General features: G+C 64.8%; 10 protein-coding genes and 1 tRNA gene. 3 read left to right on the top strand and 8 right to left on the bottom strand.

All coding sequences use genetic code 11. The features are described from left to right. Positions 1-7: 7 nt before the first annotated feature. On the top strand, positions 8-1,225 hold the full coding sequence (locus BLT75_RS04725) for a phenylacetate--CoA ligase family protein (RefSeq protein WP_093029024.1): 1,218 nt from the start codon (positions 8-10) through the stop codon (positions 1,223-1,225). Between the two features lie 53 nt (positions 1,226-1,278). On the opposite strand, the gene BLT75_RS04720 is transcribed toward BLT75_RS04725, so the two are convergent. Further along, positions 1,279-2,883: a Na/Pi cotransporter family protein gene (locus tag BLT75_RS04720; RefSeq protein WP_093028262.1), complete on the bottom strand. Its 1,605-nt coding sequence runs from the start codon at positions 2,881-2,883 to the stop codon at positions 1,279-1,281. A gap of 72 nt (positions 2,884-2,955) precedes the next feature. Beyond that, a complete protein-coding gene (locus BLT75_RS04715; protein ID WP_093028260.1) occupies positions 2,956-4,107 on the bottom strand; it encodes an adenylate/guanylate cyclase domain-containing protein in 1,152 nt (383 codons plus the stop codon). Positions 4,108-4,211: 104 nt separating this feature from the next. On the opposite strand from BLT75_RS04715, the gene BLT75_RS04710 reads away from it, so the two are divergent. Beyond that, on the top strand, positions 4,212-5,879 hold the full coding sequence (locus BLT75_RS04710) for an ABC transporter permease (RefSeq protein WP_093028258.1): 1,668 nt from the start codon (positions 4,212-4,214) through the stop codon (positions 5,877-5,879). A 10-nt stretch (positions 5,880-5,889) separates the two neighbouring features. Here the strand turns inward: BLT75_RS04710 and BLT75_RS04705 are convergent, their stop codons facing one another. From BLT75_RS04705 to BLT75_RS04685, 5 genes are all read right to left on the bottom strand, one after another. Then, positions 5,890-6,765 carry an adenylate/guanylate cyclase domain-containing protein gene (locus BLT75_RS04705; protein WP_093028256.1) on the bottom strand — a complete coding sequence of 292 codons (876 nt, stop codon included), beginning with the start codon at positions 6,763-6,765 and terminating at the stop codon, positions 5,890-5,892. Positions 6,766-6,947: 182 nt separating this feature from the next. After that, positions 6,948-7,955 (bottom strand): Fe(3+) ABC transporter substrate-binding protein, encoded by a 1,008-nt coding sequence (locus tag BLT75_RS04700; protein WP_093028254.1) that lies wholly within the window; start codon positions 7,953-7,955, stop codon positions 6,948-6,950. A gap of 109 nt (positions 7,956-8,064) precedes the next feature. Then, entirely contained in the window at positions 8,065-9,672 is a 1,608-nt protein-coding gene (locus tag BLT75_RS04695; protein WP_093029022.1) for an arylsulfatase, read from the bottom strand. A gap of 134 nt (positions 9,673-9,806) precedes the next feature. Further along, the gene (ykgO, locus tag BLT75_RS04690; protein WP_011048967.1) at positions 9,807-9,932 is read right to left on the bottom strand and encodes a type B 50S ribosomal protein L36; all 126 of its coding nucleotides are present in this window, start codon (positions 9,930-9,932) and stop codon (positions 9,807-9,809) included. A gap of 77 nt (positions 9,933-10,009) precedes the next feature. Then, positions 10,010-10,084: transfer RNA gene (locus tag BLT75_RS04685), tRNA-Val, on the bottom strand. 150 nt (positions 10,085-10,234) lie between these two features. On the opposite strand from BLT75_RS04685, the gene BLT75_RS04680 reads away from it, so the two are divergent. Beyond that, a complete protein-coding gene (locus BLT75_RS04680) occupies positions 10,235-11,095 on the top strand; it encodes an N-formylglutamate amidohydrolase (protein WP_093028252.1) in 861 nt (286 codons plus the stop codon). Between the two features lie 87 nt (positions 11,096-11,182). Here BLT75_RS04680 and BLT75_RS04675 read toward each other — a convergent pair whose 3' ends face one another. After that, positions 11,183-12,445: a DNA polymerase IV gene (locus BLT75_RS04675; RefSeq protein WP_093028250.1), complete on the bottom strand. Its 1,263-nt coding sequence runs from the start codon at positions 12,443-12,445 to the stop codon at positions 11,183-11,185. Positions 12,446-12,450: the final 5 nt, after the last annotated feature.

The following is a 12,450-nucleotide window of genomic DNA, read 5'->3' as shown; positions in this document are numbered from 1 at the left end:
TCATCCCATGACACATTTTGATACGCTCGAAACCCGCTCGGCCGACCAGCGCGCCGCAGATCTGGCTGCGGCGCTGCCCCAGCAGATCGCTCGCGCGAAAACAGCGCCCGGCTTTGCCCGGCTGCTGGCCGATGTCGACCCGGCCGCGATCACCGACGCACAGGCGCTGGCCGCGCTGCCGGTGCTGCGCAAGTCCGAACTCAGCCGTGCCCAGGGCGAACACCCGCCCTTTGGCGGGTTCACGGTCAAGCCCGCGCATGGCTTTGCCCATGTTTTCCAGTCTCCCGGCCCGATCTATGAACCGGGCGGCACTGATCATGACTGGTGGCGCATGGGCCGCTTCCTGCATGCCGCCGGCATCGGGCAGGGCGATATCGTGCAGAACTGCTTCGGTTATCATCTGACACCCGCCGGCATGATCTTTGAAAACGGCGCGCGGGCGGTGGGCGCCGCGGTGCTGCCCGCAGGCACCGGCCAGACCGAGTTGCAGGTGACCGCCGCGCATGACGTGGGATGCACCGCCTACGCCGGCACGCCCGATTACCTCAAGGTGATCCTGGACAAGGCCGACGAGATGGGCGTTGCACTGCGCTTCACCAAGGCCGCTGTCGGCGGCGGCGCGTTGTTCCCCTCGCTGCGCAAGGAATATGCCGACCGCGGCATCTCGTGCCTGCAATGCTACGCCACCGCCGATCTGGGCAATATCGCCTATGAAAGCGCGGCGATGGAGGGGATGATCGTCGACGAACATGTGATCGTCGAGATTGTCACTCCCGGCACCGGCACGCCGGTGGCGCCGGGCGAGGTGGGCGAGGTCGTGGTGACCTCCCTCAACCCCGACTACCCGCTCATCCGTTTCGCCACCGGCGACATGTCGGCGGTGATGGAGGGCGCCTCGCCCTGCGGCCGCACCAACATGCGGATCAAGGGCTGGATGGGCCGCGCCGACCAGACCACCAAGATCAAGGGCATGTTTGTGCGCCCCGAACAGGTGGCGGCTCTGGTCGAAAAGCATTCCGAGATCGTCAAGGCGCGGGTCATCGCAACCCGCGTGGGCGAGATGGACGCGATGACGGTCCAGATCGAAAGCCCCGGCGGCGACAGCAACGCCTATGCCCGCTCGGTCGCCGAGGTGCTCAAGCTCAAGGGCGCAATCGAGGTGGTGGCCCCCGGAACCCTGCCCAAGGACGGGCTGGTGATCGAGGATCAGCGCCGCTACGATTGACCATGTATCGAACCGCCCCGCATCGGCGCGCCTTGTTGCGCGGCGGTGCCGCTTCAGCCGGAGGTTTCGGCGGCCTTTGACCTGGGTGTTCGCAACTCGTCCGGCAGGTGCAGTTCGTTCAAGTGCAGTGCCATGCGCCACAGGTGATAGGCCGACCTGTGCAGCCACCTCTGGGCGTCCATCTGCTCTTCCGCCAGATCGTATGAAAGGCGCCCGTCCGCGGCCCGGTCGATCACGTGCAGACGCCAGGCTTTGCGCTCCGCCCTCATCTCCCTGCGAAAGGCATTGATCTCTTCTTCGGGAAACTGCGCGCCCTCGGCAACCGCCATTTGGCGGGCAAGATCGGCAAATTCATGGGCATGCCGGCGCAGGTCCGGGTTGGACAGGATGGTGGCGATCCGGTCGGCCCGCATGCAGCGATAGTGCAGTCGACCCAGGTGGTCGAGCGTGTGCAATGCTGCTTCGAACATGTCATTGGCGTCTTCGGGAATGGCTGTCGTGTTGACCTCGCGAAGATAGGTGCGGGTTTCGTCCATAGCCTGCCGGAACGTCTCGTCACCGCAAACGGCTGTCTCGCTTCTCTCCGGATCGAGGAGATGGGCAATGTTCAGTGACAGCGCCCGACACAGGTCTTCGACCGTGGCCGCGACCGCTCTGACTGCGACGTCCGTTTCCTTCAGCAGCGCGCTGTCCAGACGATCGGTCAGACGGGGACCGGATCGGGGCACCAGGTACTCGATCAGTTGCGCGAAACGGGGCGTGAACGGCAGCACCAGCAAAACACCCAGGGCGTTGAACACCGAATGGAAACCGACCAGCGCCAGCTGAGGGTCGCCCGGAAGCAGCGCGTCATGGGCGGTTGCGGCAACCGGCAGCAACGCGAAGGCCATCGAGCCGGTCATCAGGTTGTAGACGACATGTGCCACCCCGGTGCGTCGGGCCATGGTCGAACCGCCGACCGAGGCCAGAACCGCGGTGAAGGTCGTGCCCACATCCATCCCGATCACCATCGCCGCAGCCTGCGGAAACGAGATCGCTCCGGCCCCGAGCGCGGCCAGCGCGGTCGCCACACCTGCACTTGACGATTGGGTGACGATGGTGATCGCGATGCCGATGCCGACAAGTTGAAGCCGACCCCAAAGGTCGTCCCCCGGAAAGTTGCTGGGCGTCACGATGCCCTGAAAGGCGTTCATCCCATCCTTCATCATGTCGATGCCGACAAACAGAAGGGCAAAGCCCGACACGGCCCGGCCAGCGGCCGCCGCGTTGCCCTTTGCCAGCACCTGCATCAGCGCGCCCACAAGAACCAGAGGCAGTACCACCTGGCCGAGGTCCAGCTTGAACCCCAGCAGCGCGACCAACCAGCCTGTCAAAGTGGTGCCGATGTTGGCGCCGAAGATGATGCCAAGCGCATGGGAAAAGGTCAAAAGCCCGGCACTGACAAACCCTATGGCAGTAACCGTTGTTGCACTCGACGATTGGATCAGGGCGGTCGTGAGCGCTCCGGTCAGGGCGCCGCTGGCCGGTGTGCGGGTAAACCGCGAAAGCGCCTGATGCAAACGGCGCCCGGCCAGCTGTCGCAGGCCCCCGGACAGCATGTACATGCCGATCAGAAACAGTCCGACCCCGCCAAGGGCCGTCAGGACATTCGCGGTCATGCGCGATTATGCGCCGGACCGGGCAGGTTTTCCAACGGCCCCGGCACGGTTTTTTGCGCCCGGCGGGCGGCTTCACCGCTCGGGAGCAAAGACTTCGACGGGAACCGCAACCCCCTTCACATCATAAGCGCCACGGCCGGTATAGGGGTGGCCGGACAGCCTCGCGACCTCGGCGGTGACCAGAACCGGCTCTCCCAACACTCCGCAAAGCCCCTCGACTCGCGCCACCAGGTTGACCGCGGCGCCGATCACCGTGAAATCCAGTCGCTCGCGCCCGCCGATATTGCCGTAGAACACTTCGCCCAGGTGCAGCGCCACGCCAATCTCCACCTCGCCGGGCCAATCCGGCGCCGCCCTCGACGCCCGAAGCTCTGCCACGGCGGCCTCGGCTCGGGCCACCGCGCCTTCGGCGTCCGTTTCGACAGGAAAGATGCCGAGAACCGCGTCGCCGATAAACTTCAGCACCTCGCCGCCGTTGTCCAGAATCGCGTTTGTCACCGCCTCGAACGACCGGTTCAGGAGACCTATCACCTCTTGCGGCGCCCGTTCGGCGGCCAATTGCGTGAACGCCCGTATGTCGCTCATCCAGATCACCGCCCGGATCGTGTCGCCGTCGCCGCGGTGAATCTGCCCTTCCAGCACGCGCCGTCCTGCACGCTGGCCCACGAACGTGTCCATCAGCGTCTGCGCCAGCCGCTTCTGAACATGATGCTCGACCACCGCCGCCAGCGGGGGAACCAGTTCCCGCAAGAGCGCGCGCTCGCTTTCGGAAAATCCGCCGCCCCGCTTGGTCTGGAGCGTCAGGCCCTTGAAACTGCCATCGGCAAACGGCAGCGCCAATCCCAGGTAGTGGGTAAATCCATCCGCCCGCAATTCCGCCCCGATCCCGTATTCACCCGGCTCGCCTTCGGTTCCCAGCCGCCAGTCGACATCCTCGCCCCGCCCATAGATCGGGTACATCGGGCTGTTGCGCAGCCGGTCCATGCCGACCTCGTCCCAAATCACCTCGTTCTCCCTGGCCGGCGCGAGCGGCGTCCATATCGAGAAGCTCGACCGCGCGATCGGATGCATCAGCGGCGCGCCGATCGTGGCCCGGTCGATACGCAAGCCCGCAGCCGTCAGCCGCGCGACCAGACCGTCCAGCACCGCCGCCAGGTTTGCCTTGGCGCGCGCGCCGGTCAGCAACCATCTGGTGATCTTGGTGGCGGTATCAGTGGTCGTCATGGTTGCATTCCGTTACATGCGGCAGGATTCTGTGCTCTAGGCACTGGTATTTCCGACTAATCTGGTCGATTAAGGGGCAAAAGCAAACCCGTACCAGACCGACCATGGCCGAGATCCAGTATTCCGAACACGGTTCGCGCCGCCGCACTGCGCTGGGGACCCGCGTGATGGGTGGTCTGGCCTATGCCATCGCGGCGGCTTGCCTGCTGCCGATGGTCGCCGTGGCGCTTGCGGCGCTCACTGGCGGGACTGACACGCTCGCTCATCTGATGTCCACCGTATTGCCCGGATATGCCGTGACCACGTTGCTGCTGGTCCTGCTGGTGGCCGGTGGCACCTTCTGCCTGGGCGTCGGCGCCGCCTGGCTGGTGACGATGACCCGTTTTCCCGGCGTCCGCCTGATGGAGATCGCGCTGGTCCTGCCGCTGGCCTTCCCGGCCTATGTGCTGGCCTATGCCTATACTTTCGTGCTCGATCACCCCGGCGTCGTGCAGACCACCCTTCGCCAGATCACCGGCTGGGGCCCGCGCGACTACTGGTTCCCCGAGATCCGCTCGACCGAGGGGGCTGCGGTCATGCTGATCCTGGTCCTCTACCCCTATGTCTACCTTCTGGCCCGCGCCGCCTTCTTGCAGCAAAGCGCCACCGCCTATCTGGCAGCCCGCGCGCTGGGATCCAGCCCCTGGGCGGCCTTCTGGCGGGTCTCCCTGCCGATGGCGCGCCCGGCCATTGCCGGAGGCGTGCTGCTGGCTGTGATGGAGACCATCGCCGATTTCGGTACCGTGGCCTATTTCGGCGTGCGTACCTTTGCCACCGGTATCTATACCAGCTGGTTCTCCATGGCCGACCGGGCAGCCGCGGCGCAGCTGGCCCTGTGCCTTCTTGGCTTCGCCCTGCTGTTGGCCGTGGCCGAACGCATCCAGCGCGGCAAGGCGCGATACTACCAGTCGGGCCGCCGGCACGCCGCCATGCCGGCAAGCCGACTGAAAGGATGGCAGGCGGCGGCGGCGTTGTTGCTCTGCGCCATTCCGGTTGTGCTTGGCTTCGTGCTGCCGGTGATCATTCTCGTGCTGATGGGGCTCGAATCCGAACAGAACCTGCTGTCGCGCCGCTATATCGGCTTCATCCGCAACTCGCTGACGCTGGCGGGCACAGCCGCCCTGGTCACGGTGCTCGCAGCGATCTGCGTCGGTTTCTTCCAGCGGCTCCGGCCCGGGCGATCAGCCCGGACGGCCTCCTACCTCGCGCGGCTCGGCTATGCGGTGCCCGGCGGGGTGATCGCCGTGGGTCTGTTGGTTCCCTTCGCGGCCTTCGACAATGCCTTCGACGCCTGGATGCGCGCCACGTTCGGGGTTTCTACCGGGTTGCTGGTCACCGGCTCGATCTGGCTTCTGGTCGCGGCCTACATGGTGCGATTCCTCGCCGCCGCGCTGAGTGCCTATGAGGGCGGCCAAAGCACGGTGCATGCCAATATGGACGCCGCGTCGCGGTCGCTGGGGCAAACGCCCCTGGGCACGCTTCGGCGCATCCATCTGCCAATCCTGACGCCCTCGCTGATGACCGCGCTGCTCATCGTCTTTGTCGATGTGATGAAGGAACTGCCCGCGACCCTGATCATGCGGCCCTTCAACTTCGACACGCTGGCGGTACAGGCTTACCGCCTGGCCAGCGACGAGCGGCTCGAAGGCGCCGCCGTTCCTTCGCTGGTGATCCTCGCCGTTGGCCTCTTGCCGGTAATCCTGATTTGCCGTCAGGTCGGGCGCGGACGATAGGGCCGCCGCCTCACTCGGGGATCAGGTCGTTGGTGGCATAGATCAGACGCGCGCCCGCGGCCTCCTGGTCTCCGGTTCCAAACAGCAGGACTCCGGTGCCCATCAAAGGAACGGCTCTGCGGTGGACATCGACCGCAGGTCCATCCTCGGGCAAGACCGCGCTGCCCGCGCTCGAGTGGTCGGCATACTCCAGAACCGCCCCCCGCAGTTCAAGTCTGCCATGCTGGCGCGAGACCCAGGGCTCGCTGAGACGGATATCGCAATCATCGGCGCGGCCGATTGTCAGGCTCTGGCCTTCGGTCAGGTGCCACACACCGTCTCCGGTGCGAAACTCGGCGCTTTCGGTACGCGCCCGCATCAACGCGGCGAACCCGCCTGCGATGGTTGTTCGCCCGGCCGAGGTGCCCTGGGTAATGGAGTAGACCCGAGTAGGCTCGGTCTTGCCTTTCAGCCGGATGCTGCCGATCAGCAGAAAGGCGGCCCGGGCCTCGCTGTCCAGTTGCTCGACCGCCGCATTCCCGGCCAGGATCTCGCCCGCCTTGGCGAGGCTGGCCAGCCGGGCCGCCACATTCACCGCGTCACCATAGAGATCGCCCGCCGTCTCATCGGCCTCGCCCCAGTACAGACCGGCATGCAGGTTCAGCCCATGTGGCCAGGGTTCGGCCAGCATCTGCCGCGCCGCGGCATAGCCCTGGTCCGGCGCGTCGAACCGGCAGAGGACGTCGTCGCCCTTCATCTTGATGCAACGGCCGTCATGGGCTTCGGCGATCTCGCGCAGGCGGGCGAGCATCGACGCCACGCGTTCCATGGCGACCTGCTGTCCCAGCTTGTCATAGAGTGCTGTGCTGCCGGTGATGTCGGCAAGCAGGACGGAAGTCATCGGCATGTTCTATCCCCGAAGGAACGAAAAAAGAACGTCAGAAAATATTGGTCGCAGGGTACGCGTCCGGTCCGGTCTGCGCAAACGAAAAGGAACGGGCACGAATGCCCGCTCCTTGATCTTATTTCAAATACTCCGGGGGAGTCGCGCTTGTGCGACGGGGGCAGAGCCCCCTTGCACCAACGGTCTTACTTCCAGCCGACCTCGTTGAAGATCTTCTGTGCCTCCGGGATGTTGGCGGCGACCTCCGACAGGTTTACCGCATCGGCCTTGAATGCACCCAGCGACGCCACGTTGGGCGCCAGGTCTACACCGGCGACCGCAGGATACTCGTCATTGCCGTTCGAGAAATAGACCTGCGCCTGGTCGCTGGCGAGATATTCGAGGAACCTGATGGCGTTCTCGCGGTTCGGGGCATGTGCGGCCACGCCGGCGCCCGACAGGTTCATGTGCGCGCCGTTGCCGTCCTGGTCGGGGAACGCCCAACCCAGCATTTCGCGGCTGTCGGACAGGCCCTTGACGTCGGTCCGGATCGCGCGGGCAAAGTAATAGGTGTTCGACACCGCGATTTCGCACTCGCCCGACACGATGCCGCGCAGCTGGTCGGTATCGCCGCCCTGCGGATCGCGCGCCATGTTGGCAACCACGCCCTCGGCCCAGGCCTTGGCCGCATCGCGCCCCTCGTGGGTGACGATCGCCGCCAGCAGCGTCTGGTTGTACTCGTTGGTCGACGACCGGATACAGACCTGACCCTTGTACTTCGGGTCGGCCAGATCGGCATAGGTCATCGGCGGCTCGGTCACGTCGGCCTTGTCGAAGAAGATGATCCGCCCGCGCTGGGAAAAGCCGAACCACTGGTTGTCGGCGTCTTGCAGGTTGGCGGGAATGCGCTCTTCCAGGACCGGGCTGTCGATCGCTTGCAGGATGCCTGCATCCTTTGCCCGCGACAGGCGCGAGGTATCGACGGTGATCAGCACATCGGCGGGCGAGTTCGCGCCCTCGGCCTGCATCCGGGCGACCAGTTCGTCGGCCTTGCCCTCGATCCGGTTGATGCGGATGCCGGTTGCCTCTTCGAAATCCGAATAGAGCCGCTCGTCGGTATCGTAATGGCGCGACGAATAGAGGTTCAGTTCGCCCTCGGCGACAGCCGATGTGGCGATCAGGGCGGCGGCGATTGCGGTGGTGGTCTTCATCATGGGGGCGGTCTCTCGCATTTCAGTTTATCCGACTGAAATAGTCAATTACCGGAATCCCGATCCGATGCAAGTAAAAACTGATTAATTCTGTCGGATAAGCGTGATCGGATCACCCCTCGGCATTGTCCATCTGCCAGGCCGCCAGCAGCCGGGGCAGGGCGATGTTCCAGTCCAGCACGCCCGTCTTGTCGGCCCAGTCCTGATATTGCGCGATCAATGTCCTGGCCTGGTCGGATTCTCCCCGGACCAGGTTGTTCAACTCGGTCCGGTCGGCCTCGATGTCGTAAAGCTCCCAGTCCTGCCCGTGCAGCCGCACCAGCTTGAACTGGCCCAGCCGGATGGCGCTGTTGCCTTCGTGCTCGAAAAAGATCGGCTGTTCGCGCGCCCAGTCCTTCCCGCGCAGCAGGTCCAGCAGGCTCTCTCCTTCCAGGGGCTGCATTCCATGCCCGCCCAGCTCGGAAATCGGCCGCGCGCCCGCGACCTCGAGAATCGTCGGCAGGATGTCGACCACATGACAGGCTGCGTGCAGCGGCACGGGTGCCGCGATCCGGCCCGGCCAATGGGCAATCAGCGGGGTCGAGATTCCGCCCTCGTGAACATAATGCTTGAACTTGCGGAACGGCGCGTTCGACACATTGGCCCAGGGCTTGTCATAGCTCTGGTAGGTCAGCGCGCTGCCGGGCATGATCTCGGGCCGGTTGCCCATCTCGATATGCCGCCCGTCATGGGTGGTATCGGGAAAGAACTTGGCCCAGCCATCCTCGGCCATGAACTCGGCGCAGCCGCCGTTGTCGCTGAGAAACAGGATCAGCGTGTTGTCGAACTGTCCCATCCGTTTCAGCGCCGCCAGCAGCGTGCCGATGGACTGGTCCATCCGGTCCACCATGGCGGCATAGGTGGCCATCTTGCGCGCTTCCCAATCCTTGTGCTGCGCGGCCTTCCATGGGCAGACATCCTCGTCGCGCGGGCTGATCTGCCAGTTGGTCTGAAACAGGCCCATCGCGTTCATCGTCTCGTGCCGGGCAGCGCGCAACGCATCCCAGCCGCGCCCATAGACCCCGTCATAGCGCGCGATATCCTCGGGATGCGCATGCAGCGGCCAATGCGGCGCGGTATGGGCGAGATACAGGAAGAAGGGCTGCTCCATCGCCACCGCCTCCTCGACCATGCCGATGGCCTTGTCGGTGATCGCGTCGGTGAAATAGAAATCGTCCGGCCAGGTTTCGACGCGGGTATCGTCCTCCAGCATGTAATGGGGCGAGAAGAAATGGGTGACCCCGTCAACGATGCCATAAAACCGGTCGAACCCGCGCTGGCGCGGGGTGGGATGGTCGACATCGCCCACCCGCCAACTGTCGACTTCGCGCGCCATGAAATCTCCGCCCACATGCCATTTGCCCGACATGCAGGTGCGATAGCCCGCCGCCCGCAGATGTTCGGCGATGGTTGCGCAGTCGTTGCGCAGGAAGCCGCGATAGGCGGGCGTGCCCAGGTCGGCCCCCATATGGCCGATCCCGGCGTTATGCGGGTAAAGCCCGGTCAACAGCGACGCCCGCGTTGGGCAGCAGCGCGCGCAATTGTACATTGCGGTCAGCAGCGCCCCGTCGCGGGCCAGGCTGTCGATATTGGGTGTTCGGATCTCGGACCCTGTACAGCCCAGATCGGCAAATCCCAGGTCGTCGGCGAGAATGAGAATGATGTTGGGCTTGCGGGACATGGCGGCCTCCTCCTGCACAAGAGAAGGGTATCGCGCCCCGGCCCGTTGCAGGAACCGGGAAATCGCCACCCCGCAACAACAAAACCGCGCCCAAAGGCGCGGTTTTGATTGAAGCTCGAATGTCTTGCGACAGTTCAGCCCTGGCGGGCTTTGAACTTGCGCTGCGTCTTGTTGATCACATAGACGCGGCCTTTGCGACGCACGACGCGGCAGTCCCGGTGGCGGGACTTGAGCGAGCGGAGCGAGTTCCTGACCTTCATGGCCGTCTCCAATTCCTGCGGCGCGGGCCAGCGCCTGGGTTACGCGGGTCCCCTGTATCAACAGAGGCATGAAATCATGGTGGGCGGTACAAGGTTCGAACTTGTGACCCCTACGATGTCAACGTAGTGCTCTACCACTGAGCTAACCGCCCATGATTGCCGTCGCGCGCCTGCCCCAGAACGTAATGGGGCGCGGTAGCCCGCGCCGGTAAGCGGGGTCTATAAAAGGAGTCGGCGGGGGGATCAAGGGCTTTTGATCGAACTATTTTCCGGTCTATGATTTTCTCGATCAAGGAGCGTTCATGGCCGAAACCGCATATAACCTGTCTTTGCCGCAAAATCGCACGTCCTGCGTGGTTTTTGCGTCGCCTCACAGCGGGGCGCATTATCCGGCGTCCTTTCTCGGCCAGACGATACTGGACGATCATACGATTCGCTCATCGGAAGATGCCTTTGTCGATCTGCTTTTCGACGTTGCGCCGGAATTCGGTGCCCCCTTGCTCAGCGCGGTCGCACCGCGTGCCTATCTCGACCTGAACCGCAGCGCCGATGAACTGGACCCGGCGCTGATCGAAGGAGTGCGCAAGGGTGGACACAATCCGCGTGTCGCCTCCGGACTCGGGGTCATTCCGCGCGTTGTCGCAGGTGGCCGCGCGATCTATCGTGGCAAGCTGCCCTTGTCCGAAGCCACCGGAAGACTGCACCGGGTCTGGCATCCCTATCACAATCGCTTGCAGCGGTTGCTGGACGAATCGCATGCCAGGTTTGGGCAAGCCATCCTGATCGACTGCCATTCGATGCCGCGCGAAGCGGTCGAAAGCACCGCGCGGCACACATCGAAACGCGCAGAAGTGGTGCTGGGTGATCGTTTCGGTGCTTCGGCGGCGAGCGATGTGGTGGACCGAGTCGAAGCCGCCTTTGCTGCTGCGGGCTTGCACGTAGTGCGCAATTCGCCCTTTGCCGGTGCCTATATCACGCAAGCTTACGGGCGCCCCTCGCGCCGCCAGCATGCCATCCAGATCGAGATCGACCGCGCGCTTTACATGGACGAGGCCAGGATCCGCCCGAACGCCAATTTCGACAGCCTGCGCGCGCTCCTGCGCGGGGTGGTGTCGGAAATCGCTTCGATCGGTCAGGATCGCCTGCCGCTGGCGGCGGAGTAGGGGCCAGCCCGGTTTCCGCGTCGGTCGCCCTTCAGGCTGCGGTTCTGCCAGTCAGCCACATGGCCGCCGATATCGCCTTGGCCGACCCTATCTTATCCCCCGGCCCTTGACGATCGCGTCCGATCCGAACCGTCGGCGAATCTCGTCGGTCGCCCGCTCTGCCTTGGCCCGCTGCTTCGCCTGCGGGTCCAGCAGGTCGCCCGAGACATCCGCCTCGGCCTCGGGGCACAGATGCGACAGGCCGCAGCCGATCAGCCGGTAAGGCCCTTGATCGCCCAACTGGTCGAACAGGGCGCGGGCGGTGCGATAGATGCGGTCGGCGATCTGGGTCGGATCGCGCAGCGCCTGCTGCCGCGACAGGATGCGGTGATTGGCGCGCTTCAGCTTCAGCGTCACCACCCGCCCCGCCAGCCCGCGCGCCTTGGCCCGGTCGGCCACCTTTTCCGCCATGCGCCAGATATGACCGTCCAGCACCTCGACATCGGCGGTATCCTCGAAAAACGTGGTCTCGTTGCTGATCGACTTGATCGGATCATGCGCCGAGACACGCCTGTGGTCCTCGCCGCGCGCCAGATGCCAAAGCCGCTGCCCCATCGCCCCGAACCGGGCGACCAGCGCCTCCTGATCCCAGCGCAACAGGTCGGTAAAGGTGCGGATGCCGGCGCGCTCCAGGCTCTCCTGCGCCGCCGGGCCGATTCCCCAGATCAGCCGCACCGGCTTGTCCCGCAGAAACTCCGCCGTCTCGGCCCGCCCGATCACCGAGAAGCCGCGCGGCTTGTCGAGGTCCGAGGCCACCTTGGCCAGGAACTTGTTGTGACTAAGCCCGATCGAGCCGGTCACGCCCAGTTCGTCCTTCATCCGCTTGACCAGCCGCGCCAGCATCACTGCCGGGGGGTGCCCATGCAGCCTCTGGGTGCCCGACAGGTCCATGAAGGCCTCGTCCAGCGACAAGGGCTCCACCACCGGCGTCAGCTCGTCCATCATCGCGCGGATCTGTTTCGACACCTCGGAATAGACCGACATGCGCGGCTTGATCACCACCGCGTCCGGGCAGAGCTTCAGCGCCTGAAACATCGGCATGGCCGAGCGCACACCGCGTATGCGCGCCACATAGCAGGCGGTCGACACCACCCCGCGTCGGCCGCCGCCGATGATCACCGGCTTGTCGGCAAGCTCGGGGTTGTCGCGCTTTTCCACACTGGCATAGAAGGCATCGCAATCCATATGCGCGATGGTCAGCATATCCAGTTCCGGATGCCGCAGCACCCGCGGGCTGCCGCAGGCCGGACAGCGCCGGGCCGTCCCGGTCCGGGTCAGACAGTCGCGGCAAAGACCGGATGCAAGGGTCATCGGGT

The organism is Ruegeria marina, from assembly GCF_900101475.1.
GTDB classification, from domain to species: domain Bacteria; phylum Pseudomonadota; class Alphaproteobacteria; order Rhodobacterales; family Rhodobacteraceae; genus Ruegeria_B; species Ruegeria_B marina.
The sequence above is the reverse complement of the archived record's forward strand: the minus strand, read 5'-3'. Positions and strand labels throughout refer to the sequence as shown.

Coding starts and splice junctions, on each gene's coding strand:
- BLT75_RS04700 (WP_093028254.1), bottom strand. CDS start 7,955: ATGATGAAGACCACCACCGCAATCGCCGCCGCCCTGATCGCCACATCG.
- ykgO (WP_011048967.1), bottom strand. CDS start 9,932: ATGAAGGTCAGGAACTCGCTCCGCTCGCTCAAGTCCCGCCACCGGGAC.
- BLT75_RS04710 (WP_093028258.1), top strand. CDS start 4,212: ATGGCCGAGATCCAGTATTCCGAACACGGTTCGCGCCGCCGCACTGCG.
- BLT75_RS04715 (WP_093028260.1), bottom strand. CDS start 4,107: ATGACGACCACTGATACCGCCACCAAGATCACCAGATGGTTGCTGACC.
- BLT75_RS04705 (WP_093028256.1), bottom strand. CDS start 6,765: ATGCCGATGACTTCCGTCCTGCTTGCCGACATCACCGGCAGCACAGCA.
- BLT75_RS04725 (WP_093029024.1), top strand. CDS start 8: ATGACACATTTTGATACGCTCGAAACCCGCTCGGCCGACCAGCGCGCC.
- BLT75_RS04675 (WP_093028250.1), bottom strand. CDS start 12,445: ATGACCCTTGCATCCGGTCTTTGCCGCGACTGTCTGACCCGGACCGGG.
- BLT75_RS04680 (WP_093028252.1), top strand. CDS start 10,235: ATGGCCGAAACCGCATATAACCTGTCTTTGCCGCAAAATCGCACGTCC.
- BLT75_RS04695 (WP_093029022.1), bottom strand. CDS start 9,672: ATGTCCCGCAAGCCCAACATCATTCTCATTCTCGCCGACGACCTGGGA.
- BLT75_RS04720 (WP_093028262.1), bottom strand. CDS start 2,883: ATGACCGCGAATGTCCTGACGGCCCTTGGCGGGGTCGGACTGTTTCTG.